Consider the following 24,877-nt stretch of genomic DNA (forward strand, 5'->3'; position numbering starts at 1 on the left):
TTTATGATGAGAATTTGGTTTATTATTGGATTATTTTTATTGGCTTATCCAGCCATTGCCATTGACAGCAATCCACAGCCTTTTGCGGATGCCATGACGGAGGCGCGTTATAAAGAATTATTAAAAGAATTGCGCTGTATGGTGTGTCCTAATCAACCCTTGTCTGATTCTGAAGCGGGATTGGCACAAGATTTACGCGAAGAAGTGCGAGAAATGGTGTTGCAAGGACAGAGTAATGTGGATATTAAAACGTTTTTAGTGGCGCGTTATGGGGATAGTGTATTATACAATCCACCCGTGATGCCGAAAACGTTTTTATTATGGTTTGGACCTGCGGTGTTATTATTGATTGCGTTTTTTGTCTTGGTTTATTTTATTCGTCGTCAAAATAAGGTGGTTTCTACGCCTGTTTTAACGCCCGAAGAACAAGAAAAATTAACCCAAGTGTTAAATCAGCGCGACCCGTCTTAATTAAACAAGGAAATGGCATGTTGACGTTTTGGATTATTGCAGTGGTGTTGACCCTTTTGGCGTTGGCTTTTGTGATTCCGCCGTTGTTATCACGGGAGAAATTGACGGAAACGGTGGAACGCCGCGAAATGAATGTGGCTATTTATCAAGAGCGTTTAGATGAGTTGCAATTGGAATTAGACAAGCAAAATATTTCTGCCCAACAATTTGCAACGGCTAAATTGGAATTGGATCAGACTTTATTGCAAGAGGTGACGGCGGAGTCGCCTGCGCCTGTGGTTTTGCCGTCGCGGTGGCAGTGGCCGAGTGCGGTGGCGGTGGCGGTGTTGGTGCCTGCGATAGCGATGGGTTTGTACGTGCGCTATGGCGAATTCGCGCTGTTGTCGCCTGAGGCGGTGAAAACGGCTGCCCCCCATGGTGAGGCAGCGGGTATGGACAGTGTGTTGGCCAGTGTGCAGCAGTTAGCCGAGCGTTTGCAGCAACAACCTGATGATGTAGACGGTTGGATCATGTTGGCGCGTTCTTACAGTATGCTGGAAGATGCGCAAGCCGCCGCGGAGGCTTATGCCAAAGCGATTGCGTTGATGACGACGCAAGACCCTGATATTTTAGCCGAGTATGCCGAAGTTTTAGCGGCAGTACACGGGGGGAAAATGCAGGGACAGCCTGAAATTTTGGTACAAGCTGCATTACATTTAGACCCTGATAATCAACGTGCTTTATTTTTCGCAGGGATTGCGGCCACGCAGCGGCAAGCCTTTGCTGAAGCGGTGGTGCATTGGGAGCGGTTATTGGGTTTAGTGCCTGACGATCAGGGAGAAATTAAAGCTGTTTTACAAGAACAAGTGGCTAAAGCGCGGGAATTCGCCGCTTCGGGGGTGACTCCATCGGCTTCCGATTCCAAACCTGAATCCGCATCCGCATCTATTCCCGCATCGCAAGCGGCAACGGAAACCACTGAAAATGTGACGGAATCCACGCCCGTATCCGATCCCATTCAAATTCAAGTCCATGTTGCTTTGTCTCCCGATGCGCAGTCACAAGTGGCTGAAACGGATACGGTATTTATTCTGATTCGTGCGGCTGATGGGCCGCCTATGCCTTTGGCTGTGGTACGGAAAACAGTGGCTGAATTGCCGTTTACAGTGACATTAAGCGAGTCAATGGCGATGATGCCGAATATGACGTTAGCGAATTTTGCCAATGTTTACGCTATGGCGCGAGTGTCCCGCTCTGGACAGCCTACGGCGCAACCGGGCGATTGGCAAGGAAAAAGTGATACATTTAACCCCAGAGAACAACGAGATGTGATTCAAATTGTCATGGGGGAACGAGTGGATTAATCATGGTACGGGTCATTTTTTGGCTGGGAATCGGCGTATTAGGGCTTTTTCTGATAGGTGGCGCGGTGTGGTTTTTCAATCATTTCGCGTACAAAAGCGAGGAGATTGAAGTGGGTTATCGCGGTGAAGCGCGCAGTAATCCACTGTTGGCGGCCGAGCGTTTTTTGCGTCAAGATGCCACAATTGTTTTACATCGCGCCCATTCAATGGTGCAGCTTATGCCACAATTAACCGCAGGCGATACGGTGATTTTATCCCAGCACAATTACCCGTTAAATCAAAAAGAAGCTGAACAATTAATGAATTGGCTTTATGAGCAAGGGGGGCATTTAATTGTTAGCGCGGATTATAACGATAATTATGATGAAGCGAATGATTATATTTTGTCGCAATTAGATTTGCGTTTAGCCCCATCTGAATCTGAAGAGGATGATTCGCTTGAATGGCTTTATTCGCTTGAATTGGGTGAGGATGTTTTTAATGTGGAGTTTTTTTCTAGCTTATGGTTAGAAGATACCGAGGATGAGCATGGCGCGCCTCAATTGTGGTTACAATACCATTATGGAGAAGGATTTATTACTCTTTTTAGTGATTCAACCTTTATGGAAAATGATTATATTGGCAATTATGATCATGCGTGGTTTTTGGCGCAATTAGTGGCTTCGCGTCGAAAAACGGATCGTTTATTTATGGTGCGTTTGACCGAATCTAATACGCCTTCATTACCGTCTTTATTGTGGCAACAGGCGTGGATGGGGGTGATCAGTGTGGCAATCGTATTGTTCATGGCGTTGTGGGCTTATAGTCAGCGTTTTGGCCCGTTATTGCCACCGCCCATGCGGGAACGGCGACGTTTGTTAGAACATATTGAAGCCAATGGACATTTTTTGTGGCGACACCAGCGGGCAGAAGGTTTACTGACGCGCTTGCGTGAACATGTGACACAGCGCGTATTTTTACATTATCCCCAATGGCATGATTTGGACGCAACTCAATTGGCTCAACGGGTTGCCGAGCAGTACAATTTATCCCGTAGTGGGGTGACTCGCGCATTACGTAATGAGCCGCTGCGCGACGAAATGGATTTTACTCAACGTATTCAATTGTTGTCTCAGATTAAGAAACACTTATGAATTCATCATTAAATGAAACCACCCTCGCCCAAGCCAGTCAGCTTATTCAACGCATTCGTGCTGAAATTGCCCGCGCTGTAGTTGGTCAAAATGAGGTGGTGGATCAAACTTTAGTGGCTTTGTTGGCTGCGGGGCATGTTTTGATTGAAGGGGTGCCGGGTTTAGGTAAGACATTACTGGTACAAGCTCTTGCCAAAACATTTGAAGGACGTTTTACTCGTATTCAATTTACGCCTGATTTGATGCCTAGTGATATTACAGGTCATGCGTTATATGACATGAAAACCGAAGAATTTCGGGTGCGACGCGGCCCTGTTTTTACCCATTTATTGTTAGCAGATGAGATCAATCGCGCTCCGGCCAAAAGTCAAGCGGCGTTATTAGAAGTCATGCAAGAACAGCAAGTGAGTATTGAAGGGCGTGCGTTTCCTGTGCCGCAGCCGTTTATGGTGCTGGCCACGCAAAATCCAGTGGAACAAGAAGGCACTTATCCCTTGCCCGAAGCGCAATTGGATCGATTTTTGTTAAAAATTCGGATTGATTACCCGACCTTAGCTGAAGAAGTACAATTGGTAAAACAAGTGACCTCAGCCAAAACAGGGCAGCAATTGGATGTCAGTGCGGTGAATGGTTTGTTGAAACCAGAGCAAATGCAGCAATTACAAAAAATTGTTTCTGTTTTGCATGTAGAAGATGTGGTTTACGATTATGCGGTGCGTTTGGTGAGTCATACACGAAAATGGCCGGGGATTAGTTTAGGCGCGGGCCACGGGGAGGAATTGCCTTGGTTCGGGCGGCACGGGCGATGGCTTTATTATCGGAGCGGGATTTTGTTTTACCAGAAGATGTAAAACGTATTGCTTTAGCCACGTTACGCCATCGCATTACTTTATCGCCAGAAATGGAAATCGAAGGACATGATTGTGACACAGTGTTGACGGATTTATTGAATAAAATCGAAGCCCCACGTGGGGGAAATTAATTAACCAGATTCATTCCAAAATCTGTAAATTCTATTTCAAGCACAATAGTGCAGTTCAAAATACCATTTTAAAATAAACGCCGCAATGGCTGGCGCATTATTTAAATCTAAAACAGGTAATGTCGTTTCTCTATTCAAAGCAGAATCGCAGGCAATGGCAATAATAGACTCATCACTAGGGAACATTAAAGGATGACCCAAACTTGGGCGATATAATTCTAATTTAGGAAAAGATTCGTGTTTAAATCCTTCTACTAAAATAAAATCTAATTGTTGTTGTTTTAAATGCGGTAATAATTCGTTTAAGCGCGGTTCATCGTCATGCCCCGTTTCCGCCATCAATACCCAGCGTTGGCGAGAAGCCACTAAAACTTGATCTGCGCCGCCTTCATGGCGCAAACGATAACTGTCTTTACCGGGCTGATCGATTTCAAATTGATGATGGGCATGTTTAATGACGGCAATGCGCAAGCCTTGTTGTTTTAATAAAGGCAATAATTTTAACAATAAAGTAGTCTTTCCCGTGCCACTATAAGCAGCAATACCAAATACAGGAATAGTTGTGGATAAATGAGGAGATAAATTCATGGTAATGGGTTGCTTATTTTTCTTAAAATAGACGCATGATCTTCTGGTGTATTAATATTTAAAAACACATCTGCGTCAGAACAAACCGCAATCGCCATGCGATGCTGTTGATAAAACCGATCAATTTTTCGCGCGCCTGTCTGCAAATAACGCAATAAACTGTCTTTTAATTCTCGTTTTAATAGCGCAAAAACAGGCTGTATCCGTTCGCCATGACTGGCCACGCTTAAATCGGCATTTTGTTGGTGCAAATTTTCCCATAAAGAAAAAATTAATTCTGCTGAAATTAAAGGCGAATCGCAAGGCGTAAATAACACATAATCTGTTTTAGCATAAGTTAAACCCGTCAACATGCCTGCCAATGGCCCCTCAAAACGCTGATCAAATTCCCCCCATCCCATCGCATCAGAAATCACAGGACAGCCCGTTAATTCGGCATAGCGTTCTTGATGGCGATTAGCACTGATAAAAACATGGGGAATGAGCGCGCATAATAACGCACTGCTATAACAAATCATGGGTTTGTCATTTAATGCCAATAAGCCTTTATCTATACCGCCCATGCGTTGCCCTTGCCCGCCTGCTAAAATAACGGCACTCAACGTATTTTTATCAAAGGGATAATTTAATGTTAATTCATTCATGATTGACGTGATATATTTTTGGTAAAAAAACTTTAAATTCACTGCCTTGATTGACTTCACTGCGCACTTGAATATCCCCACCCAATAATAAACAGAATTGCCGACTTAATACTAAGCCTAATCCCGTGCCGCCATATTGCCGACTGGTGTTATCATTAGCCTGCACATATTTTTGAAATAAACGCGCTAATTGCTGTTCATTCATGCCAATTCCTGTGTCCATTACAGCGAATTCAATTTCATTTTTTTCTAGCGCATATTGTACGGATAAGCGAATTTGTCCTTGTTGTGTAAATTTACAGGCATTACTCAATAAATTTAATAAAATTTGTTTTAACTTAATATCATCCGTTCGCATTTTTTCATCGCCACAATTCATATCGATGAATAATTGGTTATTATTTTTCTGCACTAAAGGCTCAATCGTCGCCACCATATCTTGTATCAAAGAAGCAAGGGTAAATTCAACGCAATTCACCGTCATTTTATGGGCTTCTAATTTAGATAAATCTAACACATCATTAATTAAACCCAATAAATATTTACTGGCAGAGGTAATTTTATCTAAATCCTCCATTCCCGTGCGATCTTGCGTATCTTCGGCCAACATTTCACTATAACCAATAATCGCATTTAAAGGCGTACGCAATTCATGGGTCATATTCGCCAAAAATTCAGCTTTCGCTTGTGCAATGCGTTCTGCGGATTCTTTAGCGTGCTGCATTTCGCTAATGTCCTCCACACTGCCGACATAGCCTACCCGCTCGCCATTTTCGCTCAATAAAGGCGTGGCCATTTTATGCAACCATAGGATTTCTCCATTAGTACGAATAATGCGAAATTTACAAGAAAATTGCGCTCCATTATCATTTAAACGATGTAAATAATTATCCCAATGATTCAGCACAAAATCCGCATCTTCTGGATGCAAACAGGTTTGCCAATTTACGCCTAAACTATTCGCTTCTAATAAACAAAAAAGATGCTGCCATTGTTGATTGGTATAAACATAATAACCCTGCAAATCCGTTTGAAAAATTCCCACAGGAGAATAAATTGCCAATAAACGAAATCGTTGTTCACTGGCTTCTAAAACATGAATTAATTTCTCGCGTTCTTTTAATAAAATTCGAGTTTGCAAATGGGTTTTAACGCGAGCGCACACTTCCTCTTGATGAAAAGGTTTGGTAATGTAATCGACTGCACCCACTTGAAATCCTTGCACTAAATCTTCGGTATCGGTTTTAGCGGTAATAAAAATAACGGGAATATCCGCCGTTTTTGGATTGGCTTTTAACTGCGCACAGGTGGTAAAGCCGTCAATACCACCGGGCATCATCACATCTAATAAAATTAAATCAGGTGCCGCTTTCTCTGCAATTTGCAAAGCCCGCTCACCGCTTTTAGCAAAAAATAATTTATATCCTTCGGGTGCTAATACTTTATGCAGCACGTCAATATTGGCAGGTGTATCATCCACCATTAATACTTTTGCTTCAGATAAGTTAATCGTTAAATTAGGCATGTTGAATCTGCTCCAACATGGTAATAATTTCATCGATATTATAATCTGCTAATTGCTGTTGAAAATAATCCGCTAATTGCTGATATTCTACCCGTCCTTGACGCAATTCGAGCAATAAATTTTCTAATTCTGTTAAATCATTCAATTCAGCCGCATCCCGTAAACGTTGATATAATGAATTATCTAATTTAAGATTTTCTATGGCTAATGAGAAAGGGGATTTTGTGCTATTTTCTTGGGGTAAATTTTCCACATATTCAAACTGTACTTTTAAGAAACGATTTAAACATTGATAAATCGCTTCAAAACGAAATGGCTTGGCTAAAAAATCTTCAAATCCCGCATCTAATAACGGTTGAATTTGTTGCCGTAATGGCGAGGCAGAAATCGCAATGCAAATCGGTCTTTTATCAACAAAGCGCGGATCGGTGCGCAGAATTTTAATGGTTTCAAATCCGTCCATAATAGGCATTCTAATATCCATAAATACCAAATCCATGGGGTTTTCTAATAAAATCATTAGGGCTTCTTGTCCATTTTCAGCTTCTAAAACATGGCTGCCTAATTCTTTTAACATTTGCGATAAAATGGTGCGATTTTCTTGCACATCATCCACCACCAACCAGCAATTCTCAATTTAAACCCTTACAACCAACAATGTTTTTATAACTGATTGAAAGTAAAGATGATGAACAAACTCGAAGCATTTTTCCAAAAAAATCAGCACTATTTTTTTGACTACCTGATTGGTCGAATAATAGAAATGTCTGAAAATTTGTCTGATAGTCGTAAGACTAAAACAGCGAACAACCTTAAATATAGCATGAGTGATGCTTTTTTGAGTGCTTTTTCTGTTTTTTTCACACAAAGCTCTTCTTTTCTCGATTATCAAACTCGAATGGAAAAAGCACACGGGAAAAATAACGCCCAAAGTATTTTTGGCATACATAAAATCCCCAGTATGAATCAAATTCGTAATTTACTGGATACTGTTCCTGAAACCGAAATTTATCCACTATTTTTTGAGCTTAATCAATTTCTCTATGATAATGGTTTTTTACAAAACTTCATGAGTAAAAACAATGGATTATTTATTGCTTTGGATGGCACTGATTTTTTCAGTTCTCAAAAGATTTCTTGTCCATGTTGTTTAAAAAAAGATTTGGTTAACGGTAAAGTTTTATATCGACATAGTGCATTAACTCCCGTTATCGTTGCACATGGACAGTCCCGCGTGATACCGCTGCCGCCTGAATTTATTCAGGCACAAGATGGCGCAGAAAAACAAGATTGCGAAATTAATGCGGCAAAACGTTGGTTGGACAACTGGGGTAAATATTACAGCTTGTGGCAAGCCACTTTGTTAGGGGATGATTTGTTTGCGCATCAGCCTTTTTTTGAAAAAGCCATTGCGCAAGGCTTTGATATTATTACTTCTTGCAAGCCAAACTCTCATCAAACAACTCATGAGTGGCTGTCTGAATTTGAGCAAATGAACAAAATACAGTCGCTACAAACCCATCATAAACACGGAAAACAACGAACAACCCGACATTATCGTTACATGAATCAAGTTCCTTTGCGTGATGGTAACGATGCGTTAATGGTTAATTGGTTCGAGTTGGTAGAAATTGATGGACAAGGGAAGCAAAAATACAAAAATAGCTGGATAACCACCCATAAAATAACAGAAAAAAACCTTGCAGAACTGACAGATGCAGCGAGAGCGCGTTGGAAAATAGAAAATGAAAACAACAATATTCTAAAGAATAACGGCTATCATTTTGAGCATAACTTTGGTCATGGTAAGCAACACTTATCTAACTTACTGGCTACGTTGATTTTATTGGCTTATTTAACGCATACGATGCTAGAATACTTGGATGAGACCTATGAAAAAGTACGTCTTTTGTGTCCATCAAGACGCACATTTTTTGAGCAGTTACGCACCCTGATGCAATATTTAGTATTCGATAGTTGGCAGCATTTGACCGATTTTATGCTTGAAGCCCTCTCTAGGCGTAATTCTTGAGTTGCTTGGTAGGGTTTAAATTGAGAATTGCTGACCACCAACGCATTGACTTGACACGTCGATTTTAAGCGGGCATATAGGGCTTGATCAGAGCGTTTTTCCACAAATCCCGTCCCCTTAGGTAGAGGTAAACATAAGGTAAAGCAAGCCCCTTGATTCGCCTTAGAAAACACCCGAATTTCCCCTCCCATTAGCTCAACTTGACGACGACTAATCGCCAGCCCTAAGCCTGTGCCACCTTTCTCTAAACCACTTTGTGCTTGGTGAAAAGGCTCAAAAATAGTGTCTTGCTCTCCTTCACTAATGCCTGGCCCCGTATCAATTACGTCGAATTGATAATAATCATTTTCGAGCATATTAACACGTAAAATAATACTACCTTGTTCTGTAAATTTAACTGCATTTCCTAATAAATTAATCAAAACTTGCCTTAGTTTAATCTGGTCTGCATAAACCAACATATTTTCAGGAATTTCATGCTCAACCCACCACGCTAAATTTTTTTGTTCACAGCGAATTTTAAACATTGCAGAAATATCTTCGATTAATTCTTTTAAATAAAAATTCTCAGGACGCAATAGCATTGCCCCCGCTTCTATTTTAGAAATATCCAAAATATCATTAATCAGTCCTAATAGATGATCGCCACTATTTTGAATAATTTTTAAAGCCTGATGTTGTTCTGGATTTAAATTAGAATGGCGTTGTAAAATTTGCGTATAGCCTAACATGGCATTCATGGGTGTGCGAATTTCATGCGACATATTGGCTAAAAAAATACTTTTGGCTTTATTCGCTGCTAAAGCCTGATCCCGCGCTTCTTGCAATTCGCTGGTGCGTAATAACACCATTTCTGCCAAATGATCTCGATAAGCGGCTAATTTTAAATCACGGGCTTCGATTTGTGCCAACATATCGTTAAAACCATCGATTAAACGCCCTAATTCATCTTCGCTGTTTTTTTCACTTCTCAACGCATAATCTTTATTTCGAGTCACTTCTTTTATGGTATTTAATAATTTATCTAAAGGTTGGGTAATAATTCGTTGTAACCGCGATCCCATAAAAAAAGCTAAAATCAACGATAATAACATGGCCGATAAAACAATAATTCCCCCCCACCACAAACGCACTTTTAAAGCCTCTAAATCAGAACGTAAGAAAACCACACCAATAAACTCGTTTTCAAAATAAATTTTTTTAAAAATATTAAGGTGATCACGGTGAAAATAATAACCCATTTTCACATTATCTTGACTGATGTCCTCTTCAAATTGTTCATCCAGTTGTGTCAGGGATAAATAAGAAATTAAAAACTCGTTTTTGGGATGGCGATAATAGCTGGCAAATAACTGACCATTCGCCGAAAAGATATGGGCTTGAACAATATGTGGATTGGCTTTAATAGCCGTCATATTTTCTTCGCTGGCGCGGGGATCATTAAATAATAAAGCCGCCATGCTATTTAAACTGACTAATTCGGCTAATATCAACATATCAGCCACCATCGTGCGTCGTTGACTGTATAATTCGTTTAATAAAAAAGCCGTAGCCGTTAATAACAATACGGCTGCACTGGTCATTAAAATAATAACGCTCAATTTATCTTTAATAGAGCGATGACGAAATAATAACATGAACACGATTATTGGCTTCTTTTTTCTTCAATTAAGCGAGCAAGAGACAGTAAACGAGAACTAATTCTTAATTGTGTCCGTTGTGCCGCGTCAATATTTATTTCTAACATAATGCGCCCTTGATAATTAATTAAATTAACCAAACCGCCCGCACTGGCAAAATCAGGTGTATCGCCCACCGTTAAAATAGGATAATTGGCAGTGGCTTCTAAAATAGAATTTAACTCCTCTTTTTTAGAGGCATCAATGAATAATAAGTGACATGTTTTTATTTCAAAAAAGGCAATGTTTTTTCTGATAATTAACTCACGTCCACGCACTGTTTTTTCTCGAATATTATCTAATGCAGTACCAAAAGAATCGTTACCAAAAAAACAAAAGTAAAGGGGTTCAGGTTTAGGCATAGGCTCATCTGGCCATTCAATAAAACGTACTAAATTAAGTAAAAAAGTAGATTTTAGAAAATAGTCATCCGATACCTGAGAAATGCTAGAGGGTTCGGGAAGTTCTAAGGCATGAATAGGTAGGGAAAACAATAAAAATAATCCCCATACCAATCCGTTAAAATAAGTGATATAAATAGACATTTTTTGCTGTTTCTGACCTTTGTTTTTATCGTCTGAAAATAATTTATTTCAAATGTCAGCCTCGATACAGCGTAAATAGGCTTGTTCTAAATTATTCGTCGCAAATTGTTGGCAGCATTCCGCAGGCGTTCCAATAAATCGCAATTCTCCTTGATGTAAAATGCCCATGCGATCACACAAAATCTCTACATCAGCCAATAAATGAGCACTAAAAAATAAAGTGGTTTTTTTTTCTGCTTTTTGTTTTAATAAAAAACGTTTTAAATAAGCGCGTGCTTTAGGGTCTAATCCGCTCATGGGTTCATCTAAAATCAACAATTGGCAATTCTGCAAAAAACAAGACATTAATGCTAATTTTTGCGCCATACCTTTGGAATAATGGCGAATCGGCTTTGTTAAAAATTCATCAGGAAAATCTAAATATTGGCATAATGTGCTAATATGATCTTTTTGATATAAAGTGTCACGCAATTGGCTAATATGTTGCAAAAAAGATTGACCCGTTAAAAACCAAGGTGGCATAAATTGTTCGGGTAAAAAAGCCACAGATTGACGCGCTGTAGGATGGGTGTGGGTTTGGTGGTTAATGGCAATATAACCCGCGTCAATATGGCAGAAATCTAAAATGCTTTTTAATAAAGTGGTTTTACCTGCGCCATTCACGCCAATTAAACCAAAGTACTCGCCCGAATTAAGGCTAAAAGAAATCTGATTTAATACAGTTTGTTTTTGGTAGGTTTTGCACAGTTTTTCAACTTGAAGTATCGACATCATCATCACATTATAAACAGTAATCACTATTGTCGATCAGTGTAGCATTTTTTATGGTCAAATTTCTATCTTTTATCCGAATCCTTGATCGTATCATTGAGGATTTTTGTATTGTTATGGGGTTTTTTCCTTATTTTAGCTAAAAATTACCATATTACCCTTGACATCTGGGAAGCGATGTAATAAAAAAACAATTCACTTTCTAAAAAGGTTTATCTGCCCTTGTCTAGTTTATATTTGAGTTTACTCTTAGGTGCATTGGTCTTTCTTATTCTTTCTTCGGCTTTTTTTTCGTCTTCAGAAACCAGTATGATGGCGATTAATCGTTATCGGCTAAAACATTTGGCCGCCCAAAAGCATAAGGGAGCTTTGCGTGTTAGTCGATTATTGGAACGCCCAGATCGCTTAATTGGGGTTATTTTACTGGGTAATAATTTTGTTAATATTTTAGCCTCGTCAATTGCTACGGTATTGGCTATTCAATTATTAGGAGAAGAGGTTGGTATTCCTATTGCCACATTAGCATTGACGGTTATCATTTTGATATTCGGTGAGGTGACACCAAAAACCATCGCCGTGTTGCATCCTGAGAAATTAGCTTTTCCTGCCTCTTTTATTATCACGCCATTATTAAAAATATCTTACCCATTAGTGTGGTTGGTAAATAGCATTAGTAATGTGTTGTTGCGTTTATTTGGTATTGATGTAAATCCTGTGAATCATCAACGTTTAAATTCGGAAGAATTGCGTTCGGTGGTGCATGAAGCGGAGGGCATTATTCCTAAACGTCACCAACAAATGTTATTGGGTATTTTGGATTTGGAGCGAGCGACTGTTGAAGATATTATGGTGCCGCGTAATGAAATTGTGGGGATTGATTTAGACGATTCTGAGGAGGAAATTGCAGAGCAAATTGCCAACGCACAACACACCCGCTTACCGATTTATCGAGAAAGTATTGATAATGTGGTGGGGATTGTGCATTTACGTAAATTAATCCGTTTATTTCGTCACCAATCTTTCTCTCGTGAAGCCTTAGAAAATATGGCGCGTGATCTTTATTTTGTGCCAGAAGGAACGCCGCTTAATACCCAATTAATTAACTTTCAACATCATAAACGCCGTATTGGTTTGGTGGTGAATGAATATGGTGAAATTCAAGGTTTAGTCACCTTAGAAGATATTTTAGAAGAAGTGGTCGGCGAATTCACTACCAATCCTGATGCCATTAGCCCTGAAATTCATCCTCAAAGTGATGGGACTTATTTGGTTGATGGTAGCATTACGATTCGTGAATTAAATCGTGTGATGCAGTGGCAATTACCCACTGAAGGCCCAAAAACCTTAAATGGTTTAATTCTGGATTATTTAGAAGTGATTCCAGAAACAGGTACAAGTTTACGCTTACATGGCTATCCAATGGAAGTGGTGCAAATGGCCAATAATGCGATAAAAACTGTCCGTATTCACCCGATTCGACGAATGCCCCCTCCACCAAAGTAACCTATTGATAAAAAATAGTTTTGATATATGCCTGTCGCAGCATTTCATCGGCTTTTATTCTTTTCATCGTTTTTTAAATTTCCCATTAATATGTATTGTCTTATTTGCTAACATTCTTGTTGCATTTTTAGGTACAATGAGCGGCGATGCTGACGCAATTTGATGGGCGGTTGAGTTTACACATCGCGTTGGCTGGACGGTTCAAATTGAATCACTGAGTGTAGCGCGATGTCTATAAGACTATGGTTTACAAGTGGATTGTTGCTGCTGTGTTCATGTGGTGTGGCATCAGGACAATCTTCTGAATACGATGCACAGCCTGCCGACTCGTTGTGGTCTGAGATGACCGTGAGTATGGCTGAGGTGGAAGAGAAAATAACTCATGCTATTAATATTATTAATAATTTTATTAATAGTGGCGTGTCCAGTGACATCAAACAGCAGGCGCAAGCCATCGTGATTATTCCCCGTTTATTTCGTGTCAGTTTTATTATGGGCGGGAAAACGGGGGCGGGGCTGTTGTTATTCCGTTTGCCAGATGGCACGTGGAGTTCTCCGTTATTTGTTTTATTGTCGGGCGGGAGTTTGGGTTTGCAATTGGGGGCATCGTCCAGTGATGTGTTATTGTTATTTCGTTCGGCGGCGGATTTGGATGTATTAGAAAATGGGAAAGTGACTTTAACGGCGATTGCAGCGGTTGCGGTGGGAAATTTTGGTAAAGCCAGTGTGGCTGCAACGGATATTCGTTTTAAAGCGGATATTTATGCGTGGTTACGTCAGCGGGGTTTATTTTTAGGCGTGGCTTTAGAAGGGGCGTTGCTTGATCTGGATATGCCGACAATGCAGGCATTTTATGCACCTAATGAAATTAATTTTAATGCGTTACGTTATGGCACGTTAATCCATACGCATTCTCTGGTGGGGGAATTGCGGGAATTGTTGAAGGGATGGGAGTAATAAGTGTTAATTATGAATTTCGTAAAATTTCCAAATAAAAACATAAGGGCAAACCCACAACAGGTTTACCCTTCATTAAGTGAAGAGAAGGGACTTAAATTACTTAAATAAAGCCTCTCCTGAAAATCCTTCCCGTTCTAAAATTTCGCGTAAGCGTCTTAGGGCTTCGATTTGAATTTGGCGCACTCGCTCACGAGTGATGCCGATTTTATAACCGACCTGCTCCAAAGTCGCCACCTCATCACCGTCTAAACCAAATCGACGTTCTAGTACGGTGCGTTGTTTTTCGTTCAACTGTGACAACCACAGTTGCACGTGACGCATCACATCTTCATCTTGTAATAACAAAGAAGGGTCAACATGCTGCTCATCAGGAATAGTGTCTAACAACGATTTTTCTGAATCCGTTGTACGCGGCGTATCCACTGAAGTCACCCGCTCATTTAATCCCAACATTCGCTTCACTTCTTCTACAGGCTTATTCAAGAGTTGTGCGACATCTTCCGAAGTCGGCTCTCGATCCAACTGTTGCGACAAGGTTCGCGCCGCCCGCAAATACACATTAATCTCTTTCACCACATGAATGGGTAAACGAATCGTGCGGGTTTGATTCATCAAAGCCCGATCAATCGTTTGCTTAATCCACCATGTCGCATACGTTGAAAAGCGAAATCCCCGTTCAGGATCAAATTTTTCCACCGCCCGAATTAAACCCAAATTACCCTCTTCAATTAAATCCAATAACGCCAAACCACGATTCATATAACGCCGCGCAATTTTTACCACCAAACGCAAATTGGCTTCAATCATACGTTTGCGGGCGGCTTGATCGCCGCGTTGTGCGAGGCGGGCGTAGTGAATTTCTTCTTCTGGGGTTAATAAAGCAGAAAACCCAATTTCATTTAAATACAACCGTGTTGCGTCACGCTCCGTATCGTCCACTGTAGCAACGTGTTGCACCAGCGTGCTATCGTCTTCTTCGGGAGGTAATTCATCATCTCCCTCACCGAGTTCGATGTCACCATCGTCAATTGTTGCCGTTACATCATCTTCGTCCATAGCGAACCTCACTTGGCGTGTTAGGTACAATCATTAACGCGATATGTTGGGGAGATAAGGCAAAGGATCAACGGCCTTACCTTGACAACGAATCTCAAAATGTAAAGCGGCTTGTTGTTGATTGTCCAAGCCCATGTCAGCAATCACTTGTCCAGAGGTGACTCGTGTGCCTTCGCGCACCAAACGACGCTGATTATTGGCATAGACGCTTAAAAAGGCAGGATTATGTTGAATAATGATCAAATGGCGATACCCTTGCAATCCGTCGCTACTGTGTATCACTTGACCTGCGGCGGCAGCGCGAATGGTTTGTCCTGTTTTTCCTGCGATACGAATACCTTTACGCCCACTTTCAGACACACTGGGACGTATTGCGCCGCGTGTCGGCCACTGCCAATTTACCGCAGGACTACAGCTTCCGCGTTGGGTTTGGGTTTGGCTGAATGTGGCGCGGTCGGGTTGGGCATAATCTCTGGCTACTTGTTTACGGGAACTGGCAATGGGAGTTGCCCCAGTTTGTAAACGCAATTTTTGCCCTATATTCAGTGGGTAAGGCGGGGACAATTGATTTAAACGGGCAATCTGTTGCCATGCCATACCATAACGCCGCGCAATCACTGACAAGGTTTCCCCAGCCTGCACAGTGTGAAAAGTGGGAAGGGCTAGGGAATTAACGTTTTCCATCTCAATCTCTTGTGGGCTGACGAGGGCATAAGGTGGCAAGGGTTCTGGAGTCACCACCGTACAACCCAGCAGAGACACACCCATCATTATTCCCATCCCTAATAAATAACATCTAAACACGCTAAAATTCCCAAGAATTAAGATTAATTTTGCGGCGTTAATAATTGTTTAATTAGTTTCACCAACTCAGGTAAACGCACAGGTTTACTTAAATATTCATTTGCACCTGCGGCGAGACATTTTTCTTGATCACCGGGCATGGCTAAAGCAGTCAGTGCAATAATCGGAATGGTTTTAGTTTTTTCTTGGGCGCGCAATTCTCGACACGCCGTCAAACCATCCATACGTGGCATTTGAATATCCATTAAAATCAAATCAGGAGCAACATATTCCACTTTCTCAAGCGCATCAATTCCATCATGCGCCACAATAATGTGATAACCCACCGCAGTTAAATACTCTTCAAATGTTTTAACATTAATCGGATTATCATCGACCAATAAAATCTTGGCATGTTCTTCTGTGGGCGATAAAGTGGACAATGTTTTTACAGGGATATTTTTTTGCATGTCAGCGGGTGTTTCCATTTCTGGAACAATCCAGGGCAAATAAATGGTGAAACAACTGCCTTGATTTAATTCGCTTTCGACTTCAATGGTGCCATTGTGCATAATGACTAAACGCTGCACCAATGCCAAACCCAATCCTGTGCCTTCATGCGCCCGATCTAAACCCCCATCTAATTGCTCAAAAGGACGGAATAAACGCGGTAAATCCGCAGCCCGCATTCCAATCCCTGTATCTTTAATACTGATGCTTATTTTCTGGGTATCTTTAAAGCCTTTTGTGGTTAAATAAACTTTACCGCCATCGGGCGTAAATTTCACCGCATTGCTTAATAAATTAACCAAAATTTGTTTTAAACGACGGGCATCGACACTGACCAAAGAAATTTCAGGATCAAAGCTGGAATATAAATGAATTTTCTTTTTGCTGGCCATTTCTTGAATTAGGCGCAAAGAAGATTCGCATACTTCCTTAATAAAAACTTCGCTTAAACACAGTTGAATTTTATTGGCTTCTATTTTTGCCAAATCTAAAATGTCATTAATTAATTCTAATAAATGTCGCCCACTTTCTAATAGAACCGCTAAAGAGCGATGCTGCGTTTCGCTCAGGCTACCAAATGCGCCTTCTAACAAGGCTTCAGATAAGCCTAAAATCGCATTTAATGGCGTGCGCAATTCATGGCTCATATTGGCCAAAAATTCATCTTTTAAACGGGCTGCGCGGGCTAATTCAACATTAGCGCGGCTTAATTCTGAGGTGCGTTCCTGCACATGGGCGGCTAATGAAGCGCGTTCTGCTTCCAACGTTTCCAATGCGGCTTGGCGTTCTAATTCGGCGGCGGCGCGAGCGGCAAAAATGCGCAATGCCGATTCATGCAGCGTATAATTTTCTAAAGGTTGACAATTCACAATAGCCATTAAACCTTGTAAATTACCATTTGCGCTCAATAATGGCGTGCCAATAAAACATTCTGCGGCCAACGATTGCAACAATAAATCTTGCGGGAAATATTGCCACGCATTTTCTTGGCAAGTATATAAATGTCGATGCTGAATGACCTCAAAAGAAGCTGTACCTTTTAATTGATAAGTAAATTTTTCTAAATGCGGTTCATTGTGTCCTGCACTAATAAAATCAACCGTCATTTGTTCGCCATATTGCGTGGGAAAATATTGCGCAATAAACACACAATCCACCTGCAAAGTATGAACCAAATATTCCACCAAAGACAATAAAAAGTTTTTTCCCGTATAAGACATTAAACCTGCGGCAATATTATTTAATAATTCTGTGGTGGTTTTGCGTTCAGTAATGTCTAACGCATTAATAATGAGTGCCAGTTTGCCTTGATAATCAATTTTGCGAGCAGTAATGTCCAGCCAACGAATATGGTGTTGATAATTAATAATCGGCAATTCATAACGCACCGGTAAAAATTTATCATCTAATCGCATCTGTTTGGGGGTAATCACTTTATTGCGATAATTAGGATGCACCAATTCCCATAATTTTAATTGTTGCAAGGCGGTGGTGGAATAGCCCGTTAATTCTTCGGTGGCTGGATTGCTATATAACACGGCACCGTCGGCTTCCACAATGGCCACCGCAGCACTCATGGCTTCCATTAATTGACGAAAACGAGTTTCATTAGCGCGCAATTCTCGTTCAGCTTGTTTGCGAGCGGTGATGTCTTGAAATGTGGCAATAATGTAATGAATATTGTCATTTTCAAATACAGGAGCAGACCAGCATTCTAATGCGATGCAACGATTATCACGACGAATTTCTAAATCATCCGCATAAGCCGATTCACCTTGTTGCGCTTTTAATAACGGCAATTGTTCAGACGGATAAAGGCTATTTGTACCGCTACGATAGAGGTTTTTAATGGGTTCATTATTGGCAGGCAAAGAAAAATCTAAACCTAACAATGCCGCTTGACTGTTATTATAATAAGGTTGGCCATTGACTTCTAAAATTTTCACACCAATGGGCATAGCTTCTAAGAATTGGGCTTGGCGAAATTCTAAGCGTTGTTTTTCTTGTCTTAATTCGCGTAAATTTAAATGTGTTTTTAATCGTGCTAATAACTCTTCTTTAGAAATCGGTTTAGTGAGATAATCATTGGCACCTGTTTCTAATCCTAAAACAACATCGCTAATTTGGCTTTTTGCGGTTAATAACACAATGGGCAATTCATCGGCTTGCCATCGTTGGCGTAAAATTTCGGTGACTTGATACCCCGTCATATTAGGCATCATGACATCTAACAATACCAAATCAGGTTGCAATCCATTCTCTAATAATTCTAATGCCACTTTACCGCTATTGGCTTCTGTGACGCGATAATGATGAGAATGGAGATGATTCATTAATACCCGCCGATTTAACGCCTCATCATCAACCACTAAAATATGGGCAGCATAATAAGGTGCGGGTGCGTTTTCTCCATGATTATTTTCGTCTTGTTTTTCTTGTAAAGCGGGTTCAGATAATAATATGGGGGTGCTTAATATAGAATTAATGCGACTGCTGGTGATTTCTGTAGATACTTCTTGATTGCGCGCTAGAGGTAAAGAAAAGTAAAAAGTACTGCCTTTATCGGGAGTGGAATCAGCCCAAATTTGTCCGCCATGCAATTCCACTAAACGACGAGTAATAGCCAGACCTAATCCCGTCCCACCATAGGTGCGCGAAGTCGAGCCATCGGCTTGTTCAAAGGCTTCAAAAATGCGCTGTAAAGAGTCCGTCGCAATGCCCATGCCCGTATCGCGCACTTTAATCACCACATCATGCGATTTAGAGCGAATCGTGGCACTGACCGTAATGTCGCCTTTTTCGGTAAATTTAATGGCATTACCAATTAAATTATGCAAAATCTGTTGTAGACGATTCTCATCACCATACACTAAAGGTAAATTATTAGAAATCGCGTTATTAAGATTAACGGGTTTATTTTCCAATAAAGGTTTGCTTAAAATAATAACCACATCGGTTAAACTGCGAAAATTAACCGCCTGACAATTCAATTCAATATCACGGTGGCGCAAACGAGAAAAATCTAAAATATCATTCACTAAATTAGATAAACGATAACCACTGTGAATAATGGTTAATAAATTTTTCTGTTGATTCGGAGATAACTCTTTATTATCGAGTAATGTTTCAGCGAGGCCAATAATGCCTTGAATGGGTGTTTTTAATTCGTGAGAAGTATTAGCGAGAAATTCATCTTTTAATTGATTTAACTGTTGCAATTCAACATTGCGTTCTTCGACGGCGGCAAAAGATTGTTGTAAATGTTGTGCCATTAAGCTAAATGCTTCGGCTAATGTGCCTAATTCATCGCTGCGATTGATGGGTAAAGCATCATGCCAAGAACGATTTGATAATTGTTGGGCTGAATTCACAAAATCATGCGAGCTAATGCCTTCCACGCCACGTAACAATTGCCGTAATGGTTTTAAAACACTATGTGCCATTAAATAAGCCAAAATAAATGCCACAGTGACACATAAAGCCATTAGGCTAATTAAATTAAACACAGCCTGTTGAATGGCCATGACATAACGATCTGTTTGCACATGAATGCCTAAAACAGCAATCACTTTTTCATCAAGATCATATAAGGGTAAATTATAAGAAAGGAATTCACCTAATTTTAAATTATTTGTAAATTGTTGGTTATTCCAACCAATTGTGGATTCTGATTGAAAAAAATGGGAGGACAAATTGGAATTGGACTGTTCTTCATACGCACTGAGAATCACACGGATTCCTAACATTTTTTCTAAAGTTTGCGTAAATGGAGGGGCTTCTTTTAACACGTAACGCACTAATAACGTTCCCACTCGCTCCGAGCTGTCGATAATCGGCGTGGCGGCAGAAATCGTTAAAAACATATTTTGCCCAAAAGTAATTGATTCAACGCTGGCAAAAGATTCTTTATTATCTAAATCAGCCGCCTTTTCTAATAATGTGGTGGGCGGTAAATAAGATAAATGCTCTTGTAAAGTGGGTAATTGATCTAATCCTGATTCTGCGATCCGCACTAAATTTTTATCAAATACTTGAATATGATAATGGGGTAATTCTTTAGAATATTGATGTAATAATTGTTCTAACTTTTCGGTCACTTTAATTCTTGCAAATAATTCAAAACCACGATTATTGGCAATCGTTCGGCTAAAATTTTTTAACTCTTCCAATTGAGTGTTATAAACTAATTGTGAGACTTCAATATATTTTTTCATACTATCTAATGCTTCTTGATGAATCACGGAAGAAAAATAGTAAATCGCAAAAATAGTTGTCGATACTCCCGTTAAACTGGTCGTAATAAAAAAAGCAATTAATAATTTATAGCGTAATTTCATTGTGGTAAGCCACGTAGATAAAAAATTAAAAAGACTGATGTGAATGTCGCTAATTCAGTATAATAGCCCACTCGATAGCTTGGTATTCTTGATGATCGGCTTATTGTGTCAAAAAAACATCATTTTTGCTACTGTAAAACAAGCCAACTGAGCCTAATTGTTCTAATTTTTAACCCGATGATTTAGAAATGATGCTATATTGTACTTTAATCCAACCCGATGATTGGCATTTGCATGTGCGCGAAGGGCAGGCGATGCGTGATGTGATAAAGGCAACCGCACGTTGTTTTGCGCGGGCAATCATTATGCCCAATCTCAAGCCTCCTGTCGTCAATACGGCGGCGGCATTGCGTTATCGTGAGGCTATTTTAGCGGCATTGCCTGAAACAAGCGAATTTAACCCGTTGATGACTTTGTATTTAACAGACAATACAAAAACAGAGGAAATCATTCGCGCCAAAGCCACGCAACAAATTTACGCGGTTAAGTATTATCCTGCGGGGGCAACCACCCATTCAGACAGTGGCGTGACGAATATCAAACAAATCACCTCTGTTTTAGAAACCCTACAAAAAATAAAAATGCCTTTGTTAATTCATGGTGAAGTCACCGATCCCAATATTGATATTTTTGATCGAGAAGCGGTTTTTATTGAGCGGGTTTTAACCCCTTTACGGCGAGATTTTCCTGAATTACCCATCGTTTTAGAGCATATCACGACTAAGGAAGCGGCTCAATTTGTTTCTGAACAAGACGCATTTTTAGCAGCCACCATTACCGCGCATCATTTATTAATGAATCGCAATGCAATTTTTCAAGGGGGAGTGCGTCCTCACCATTATTGTCTGCCTATTTTAAAACGAGAACAACACCGTCAAGCCTTATTAAAAGCGGCGACCAGTGGCAGTGCTAAATTTTTCTTAGGCACAGACAGCGCGCCACACGCTCGACACACCAAAGAAAATCTTTGTGGGTGTGCGGGAATTTACAGTGCGCCTGCGGCCATTGAGCTTTATGCAGAAGCGTTTGCTTCGGTGAATGCTTTGGAACAATTAGAAGGTTTTGCCAGTATTTATGGGGCTGATTTTTATGGTTTGCCGCGCAATAAAAAAACCATTACCTTAGAAAGAAAAGAGTGGCAAATGGCTGATTATTTCCAATTTGGTGAAGACCAAGTGATTCCTTTGCGGGCGGGGCAAATGATTCAATGGCAGTTGGTGAATTCATGCAATTAATGGATGTCGTTAATTTACCGGTAAATCAACGTTTTCGTGGTTATTTGCCTGTGGTGGTGGATGTAGAAACGGGGGGCTTTGATGCCAAACGGGATGCGTTATTAGAAATTGCGGCGATTATTTTGGAATTAGACGGACAAGGTTGGTGGTATCCGGGAGAGCATGTTCATTGTCATGTGTCACCGTTTGCGGGGGCTAATTTAAATTCAGCTTCATTGGCATTTACGGGCATTGATCCTTATCATCCGTTTCGTTTTGCCGTCTCCGAATCAGAGGCATTAAAAGCCATTTTTAATCCCATTCGAGAAGCCTTAAAACGTTATGAATGCAATCGCGCCATTTTAGTGGGACACAATCCAACTTTCGATTTAAATTTCGTGAATGCCGCCAGTGAAAGAACAAAAATTAAACGCAATCCTTTTCACCCTTTTACCACCTTTGATACGGCAACTTTATCTGGTTTAATATTAGGACAAACGGTGTTGGCAAAATCAGCACAATGTGCAGGATTAGAATGGGATAATGCACAAGCCCATTCTGCTTTATACGATGCCCAACGCACCGCAGAATTATTCTGCACCCTTGTCAATACGTGGCGTAAGCAAGTGTTGCAATTGGTTTTTTAATGCGGTTGGCATCTCATGGGCGTGTCTGTTATTTCATCTTCTCCAAATAAACGAGATCGCGTTAAAAAGCGTTTTCCTTCCGCACTTTCTAAAGAAAACGCCCCACCGCGCCCCGGCACCACATCAATAATCAATTGCGTATGTCGCCAATATTCATATTGAGCCGCGCCAATATAAAATGGACAATCGCCAATTTCGCCTAATTTAATATCATTCTCGCCCAAAAAAAACTCACCAGCGGGATAACACATAGGCGCACTGCCATCACAACAACCTCCCGATTGATGAAACATTAATTCACCATGTTTGCTCTTTAATTGGGCAATTAATAATAACGCGGCTTCTGTGGCAATTACTTTTTCACTGCTCATGCGATTTCTCCAAAAAAAGGGGGAACAAATGATTCCCCCAAACTTAATGCAATCTGTTCCCAGTATTTTTATGGTTAAAATACTTAAAAATGGGCGTGGTTAGCGATTAGAAAAATCCTAAAGCATTTGGATCATAACTGACCAATAAATTTTTAGTTTGTTGATAATGAGACAACATCATTTTGTGGGTTTCGCGTCCGATACCGGACTGTTTATATCCGCCAAAAGCAGCATGTGCGGGATACAGGTGGTAACAATTTGTCCAGACTCGTCCGGCTTGGATTTCTCGTCCCATGCGGAAAGCACGGCTGCCGTCCCGACTCCATACTCCCGCGCCTAAACCGTATAAAGTATCATTGGCTAAATGCAAGGCTTCTTCTTCGTCGTGGAATTTCGCCACCGACAATACGGGGCCAAAAATTTCTTCTTGGAAAATACGCATACGATTGTGTCCTGCAAATACAGTGGGTTCAATGTAATATCCAGAACTCAATTCTCCATCCAATTGACAACGTTGTCCGCCAGTTAATAAAGTCGCCCCCTCTTGTTGACCCACATCAATGTAACTCATGATTTTTTCCATCTGCTCAGTGGAAGCTTGCGCGCCGATCATGGTATCGGTGTCTAAGGGATTGCCGCGCCGAATTTTTTGCACGCGAGCGATGGCTTTTTCGATAAACGCATCGTAAATAGACGCTTGCACCAAAGCCCGCGAAGGACAAGTACAAATTTCGCCTTGATTCAGCGCAAATAAAGTAAATCCTTCTAAGGCTTTGTTTAAAAAGGCATCATCTTGACTCATGACATCTTCAAAAAAGATATTGGGCGATTTCCCACCCAATTCTAAAGTCACAGGGATGATATTCTGCGAGGCGTATTGCATAATTAAACGCCCCGTGGTGGTTTCACCAGTAAAGGCAATTTTAGCAATACGTGAACTGGTGACCAGTGGTTTACCGGCTTCAAGACCAAAACCATTAACAATATTTAACACGCCCGGCGGCAATAAATCGCCCACAATCTCAGCCCAAATCAACATGGAAACAGGCGTATGTTCAGCGGGTTTTAATACAATACAATTCCCCGCCGCCAAGGCCGGTGCAATTTTCCAAGCCGCCATCAACAAGGGAAAATTCCAAGGAATAATTTGTCCCACAACGCCAAGCGGTTCATGGAAATGATAGGCGACCAAATCGGGACTGATTTCGCTCAACGTGCCTTCTTGTGCGCGAATGCAACCGGCAAAATAGCGAAAATGATCAATCGCTAAAGGTACATCAGCCGCTAACGTTTCCCGAATGGGTTTACCGTTGTCCCACGTTTCTGCGACTGCCAGAGCTTCCAGATTGGCTTCCATGCGGTCGGCAATTTTTAAGAGAACATTGGCGCGTTGTGCGACGGGAGTGCGTCCCCAAGCCGTTTTTGCCGCGTGAGCCGCATCCAATGCCAATTCAATATCTTCTGCTGTAGAACGCGCAATTTCACAGAAGTTTTTACCCGTCACAGGGGTAGGATTTTCAAAATACTCGCCTTTAACCGGAGCCTGCCATTGTCCGTTGATGTAATTGCCGTAGCGGGGTTTAAAATGAACTTTTGCGCCGTCTTGGTTTGGCTGTGCATACAACATAGTAAATTTTACCTTTAGTGGTGAAGAGGCTGATGAGAAGAATCGTAAAACAAATGACACGACCATGCTCATTTTGATTTACAATCACTGCACAGTATTTATAACAAAATACATACCAAAACCAAAAAGATACTTTATTATGTTGATTTTAAACCG

Annotated in this window: 21 protein-coding genes; 9 read left to right on the top strand and 12 right to left on the bottom strand. The window is 40.8% G+C overall.

Going from position 1 to position 24,877, the window contains the following annotated elements:
• The first annotated feature begins 3 nt into the window (after positions 1 to 3).
• The 5 genes from TPSD3_RS11270 to TPSD3_RS17980 are packed head-to-tail and all read left to right on the top strand — an operon-like array spanning position 4 to position 3,929.
• A complete protein-coding gene (locus TPSD3_RS11270) occupies positions 4 to 471 on the top strand; it encodes a cytochrome c-type biogenesis protein (RefSeq protein ID WP_217884443.1) in 468 nt (155 codons plus the stop codon).
• Between the two features lie 17 nt (positions 472 to 488).
• On the top strand, positions 489 to 1,814 hold the full coding sequence (gene ccmI, locus TPSD3_RS11275) for a c-type cytochrome biogenesis protein CcmI (protein WP_086488644.1): 1,326 nt from the start codon (positions 489 to 491) through the stop codon (positions 1,812 to 1,814).
• A gap of 2 nt (positions 1,815 to 1,816) precedes the next feature.
• Positions 1,817 to 2,947, top strand: a complete 1,131-nt coding sequence (locus TPSD3_RS11280; protein ID WP_086488645.1) for a DUF4350 domain-containing protein — start codon at positions 1,817 to 1,819, stop codon at positions 2,945 to 2,947.
• Positions 2,944 to 3,798, top strand: a complete 855-nt coding sequence (locus TPSD3_RS11285; protein WP_245391581.1) for an AAA family ATPase — start codon at positions 2,944 to 2,946, stop codon at positions 3,796 to 3,798. The genes TPSD3_RS11280 and TPSD3_RS11285 overlap by 4 nt, the downstream gene beginning before the upstream one ends.
• Positions 3,753 to 3,929 carry a hypothetical protein gene (locus TPSD3_RS17980; RefSeq protein ID WP_245391582.1) on the top strand — a complete coding sequence of 59 codons (177 nt, stop codon included), beginning with the start codon at positions 3,753 to 3,755 and terminating at the stop codon, positions 3,927 to 3,929. Before TPSD3_RS11285 ends, TPSD3_RS17980 begins: the two co-directional genes overlap by 46 nt.
• Positions 3,930 to 3,965: 36 nt before the next feature.
• Here the strand turns inward: TPSD3_RS17980 and mobB are convergent, their stop codons facing one another.
• From mobB to TPSD3_RS11325, 7 genes are all read right to left on the bottom strand, one after another.
• Positions 3,966 to 4,517, bottom strand: coding sequence for a molybdopterin-guanine dinucleotide biosynthesis protein B (gene mobB, locus TPSD3_RS11290; protein WP_086488646.1), 552 nt, complete (start codon positions 4,515 to 4,517; stop codon positions 3,966 to 3,968).
• Positions 4,514 to 5,161: a molybdenum cofactor guanylyltransferase MobA gene (gene mobA, locus TPSD3_RS11295; RefSeq protein WP_086488647.1), complete on the bottom strand. Its 648-nt coding sequence runs from the start codon at positions 5,159 to 5,161 to the stop codon at positions 4,514 to 4,516. Before mobA ends, mobB begins: the two co-directional genes overlap by 4 nt.
• Positions 5,154 to 6,686: a response regulator gene (locus tag TPSD3_RS11300; RefSeq protein ID WP_176329852.1), complete on the bottom strand. Its 1,533-nt coding sequence runs from the start codon at positions 6,684 to 6,686 to the stop codon at positions 5,154 to 5,156. The genes mobA and TPSD3_RS11300 overlap by 8 nt, the downstream gene beginning before the upstream one ends.
• Entirely contained in the window at positions 6,679 to 7,305 is a 627-nt protein-coding gene (locus tag TPSD3_RS11305) for a response regulator (protein WP_245391594.1), read from the bottom strand. Before TPSD3_RS11305 ends, TPSD3_RS11300 begins: the two co-directional genes overlap by 8 nt.
• 1,271 nt (positions 7,306 to 8,576) lie before the next feature.
• Positions 8,577 to 10,355: a sensor histidine kinase, YfiR-like protein-associated gene (locus TPSD3_RS11315; RefSeq protein WP_086488650.1), complete on the bottom strand. Its 1,779-nt coding sequence runs from the start codon at positions 10,353 to 10,355 to the stop codon at positions 8,577 to 8,579.
• A gap of 8 nt (positions 10,356 to 10,363) precedes the next feature.
• Positions 10,364 to 10,942 (bottom strand): YfiR family protein, encoded by a 579-nt coding sequence (locus TPSD3_RS11320; protein WP_086488651.1) that lies wholly within the window; start codon positions 10,940 to 10,942, stop codon positions 10,364 to 10,366.
• Between the two features lie 48 nt (positions 10,943 to 10,990).
• Complete coding sequence (locus tag TPSD3_RS11325) at positions 10,991 to 11,719, bottom strand: ABC transporter ATP-binding protein (RefSeq protein ID WP_086488805.1); 729 nt, start codon at positions 11,717 to 11,719, stop codon at positions 10,991 to 10,993.
• Positions 11,720 to 11,935: 216 nt separating this feature from the next.
• On the opposite strand from TPSD3_RS11325, the gene TPSD3_RS11330 reads away from it, so the two are divergent.
• Both TPSD3_RS11330 and TPSD3_RS11335 read left to right on the top strand, forming a co-directional pair.
• Positions 11,936 to 13,216, top strand: a complete 1,281-nt coding sequence (locus TPSD3_RS11330) for an HlyC/CorC family transporter (RefSeq protein ID WP_086488652.1) — start codon at positions 11,936 to 11,938, stop codon at positions 13,214 to 13,216.
• 228 nt (positions 13,217 to 13,444) lie between these two features.
• Positions 13,445 to 14,173: a lipid-binding SYLF domain-containing protein gene (locus TPSD3_RS11335; protein ID WP_086488653.1), complete on the top strand. Its 729-nt coding sequence runs from the start codon at positions 13,445 to 13,447 to the stop codon at positions 14,171 to 14,173.
• A gap of 99 nt (positions 14,174 to 14,272) precedes the next feature.
• On the opposite strand, the gene rpoS is transcribed toward TPSD3_RS11335, so the two are convergent.
• Genes rpoS through TPSD3_RS11350 form a run of 3 tightly spaced genes read right to left on the bottom strand, consistent with a single transcriptional unit; the run spans position 14,273 to position 20,862 of the window.
• Positions 14,273 to 15,232, bottom strand: coding sequence for an RNA polymerase sigma factor RpoS (gene rpoS / locus TPSD3_RS11340; RefSeq protein ID WP_086488654.1), 960 nt, complete (start codon positions 15,230 to 15,232; stop codon positions 14,273 to 14,275).
• A gap of 33 nt (positions 15,233 to 15,265) precedes the next feature.
• Positions 15,266 to 16,003, bottom strand: coding sequence for a peptidoglycan DD-metalloendopeptidase family protein (locus TPSD3_RS11345; RefSeq protein ID WP_176329853.1), 738 nt, complete (start codon positions 16,001 to 16,003; stop codon positions 15,266 to 15,268).
• 56 nt (positions 16,004 to 16,059) lie between these two features.
• Positions 16,060 to 20,862: an ATP-binding protein gene (locus tag TPSD3_RS11350; RefSeq protein WP_086488656.1), complete on the bottom strand. Its 4,803-nt coding sequence runs from the start codon at positions 20,860 to 20,862 to the stop codon at positions 16,060 to 16,062.
• 188 nt (positions 20,863 to 21,050) lie between these two features.
• On the opposite strand from TPSD3_RS11350, the gene pyrC reads away from it, so the two are divergent.
• Positions 21,051 to 22,097, top strand: a complete 1,047-nt coding sequence (pyrC, locus tag TPSD3_RS11355; RefSeq protein ID WP_086488657.1) for a dihydroorotase — start codon at positions 21,051 to 21,053, stop codon at positions 22,095 to 22,097.
• Positions 22,070 to 22,723 carry a ribonuclease T gene (gene rnt, locus TPSD3_RS11360; protein WP_245391583.1) on the top strand — a complete coding sequence of 218 codons (654 nt, stop codon included), beginning with the start codon at positions 22,070 to 22,072 and terminating at the stop codon, positions 22,721 to 22,723. The genes pyrC and rnt overlap by 28 nt, the downstream gene beginning before the upstream one ends.
• Here the strand turns inward: rnt and TPSD3_RS11365 are convergent.
• Complete coding sequence (locus TPSD3_RS11365) at positions 22,720 to 23,094, bottom strand: DUF779 domain-containing protein (RefSeq protein ID WP_086488658.1); 375 nt, start codon at positions 23,092 to 23,094, stop codon at positions 22,720 to 22,722. The two genes, rnt and TPSD3_RS11365, sit on opposite strands and share 4 nt — an antisense overlap.
• Positions 23,095 to 23,200: 106 nt before the next feature.
• Positions 23,201 to 24,721, bottom strand: a complete 1,521-nt coding sequence (gene adh / locus TPSD3_RS11370) for an aldehyde dehydrogenase (protein ID WP_086488659.1) — start codon at positions 24,719 to 24,721, stop codon at positions 23,201 to 23,203.
• Positions 24,722 to 24,877 lie beyond the last annotated feature (156 nt).

The organism is Thioflexithrix psekupsensis (assembly GCF_002149925.1).
Classification (GTDB): Bacteria; Pseudomonadota; Gammaproteobacteria; order Beggiatoales; family Beggiatoaceae; genus Thioflexithrix; species Thioflexithrix psekupsensis.

Bases quoted from the DNA above. Each gene is read 5' to 3' on its own strand.
- ccmI (WP_086488644.1), top strand. From the start codon at position 489: ATGTTGACGTTTTGGATTATTGCAGTGGTGTTGACCCTTTTGGCGTTG.
- TPSD3_RS11335 (WP_086488653.1), top strand. From the start codon at position 13,445: ATGTCTATAAGACTATGGTTTACAAGTGGATTGTTGCTGCTGTGTTCA.
- TPSD3_RS11320 (WP_086488651.1), bottom strand. From the start codon at position 10,942: ATGTCTATTTATATCACTTATTTTAACGGATTGGTATGGGGATTATTT.
- TPSD3_RS11350 (WP_086488656.1), bottom strand. From the start codon at position 20,862: ATGAAATTACGCTATAAATTATTAATTGCTTTTTTTATTACGACCAGT.
- mobA (WP_086488647.1), bottom strand. From the start codon at position 5,161: ATGAATGAATTAACATTAAATTATCCCTTTGATAAAAATACGTTGAGT.
- TPSD3_RS11280 (WP_086488645.1), top strand. From the start codon at position 1,817: ATGGTACGGGTCATTTTTTGGCTGGGAATCGGCGTATTAGGGCTTTTT.
- rnt (WP_245391583.1), top strand. From the start codon at position 22,070: ATGGCAGTTGGTGAATTCATGCAATTAATGGATGTCGTTAATTTACCG.
- TPSD3_RS11315 (WP_086488650.1), bottom strand. From the start codon at position 10,355: ATGTTATTATTTCGTCATCGCTCTATTAAAGATAAATTGAGCGTTATT.
- TPSD3_RS11300 (WP_176329852.1), bottom strand. From the start codon at position 6,686: ATGCCTAATTTAACGATTAACTTATCTGAAGCAAAAGTATTAATGGTG.
- TPSD3_RS11285 (WP_245391581.1), top strand. From the start codon at position 2,944: ATGAATTCATCATTAAATGAAACCACCCTCGCCCAAGCCAGTCAGCTT.
- rpoS (WP_086488654.1), bottom strand. From the start codon at position 15,232: ATGGACGAAGATGATGTAACGGCAACAATTGACGATGGTGACATCGAA.
- pyrC (WP_086488657.1), top strand. From the start codon at position 21,051: ATGATGCTATATTGTACTTTAATCCAACCCGATGATTGGCATTTGCAT.
- adh (WP_086488659.1), bottom strand. From the start codon at position 24,721: ATGTTGTATGCACAGCCAAACCAAGACGGCGCAAAAGTTCATTTTAAA.
- TPSD3_RS17980 (WP_245391582.1), top strand. From the start codon at position 3,753: ATGGCTTTATTATCGGAGCGGGATTTTGTTTTACCAGAAGATGTAAAA.
- TPSD3_RS11365 (WP_086488658.1), bottom strand. From the start codon at position 23,094: ATGAGCAGTGAAAAAGTAATTGCCACAGAAGCCGCGTTATTATTAATT.
- TPSD3_RS11270 (WP_217884443.1), top strand. From the start codon at position 4: ATGATGAGAATTTGGTTTATTATTGGATTATTTTTATTGGCTTATCCA.
- mobB (WP_086488646.1), bottom strand. From the start codon at position 4,517: ATGAATTTATCTCCTCATTTATCCACAACTATTCCTGTATTTGGTATT.
- TPSD3_RS11345 (WP_176329853.1), bottom strand. From the start codon at position 16,003: ATGATGGGTGTGTCTCTGCTGGGTTGTACGGTGGTGACTCCAGAACCC.
- TPSD3_RS11325 (WP_086488805.1), bottom strand. From the start codon at position 11,719: ATGATGATGTCGATACTTCAAGTTGAAAAACTGTGCAAAACCTACCAA.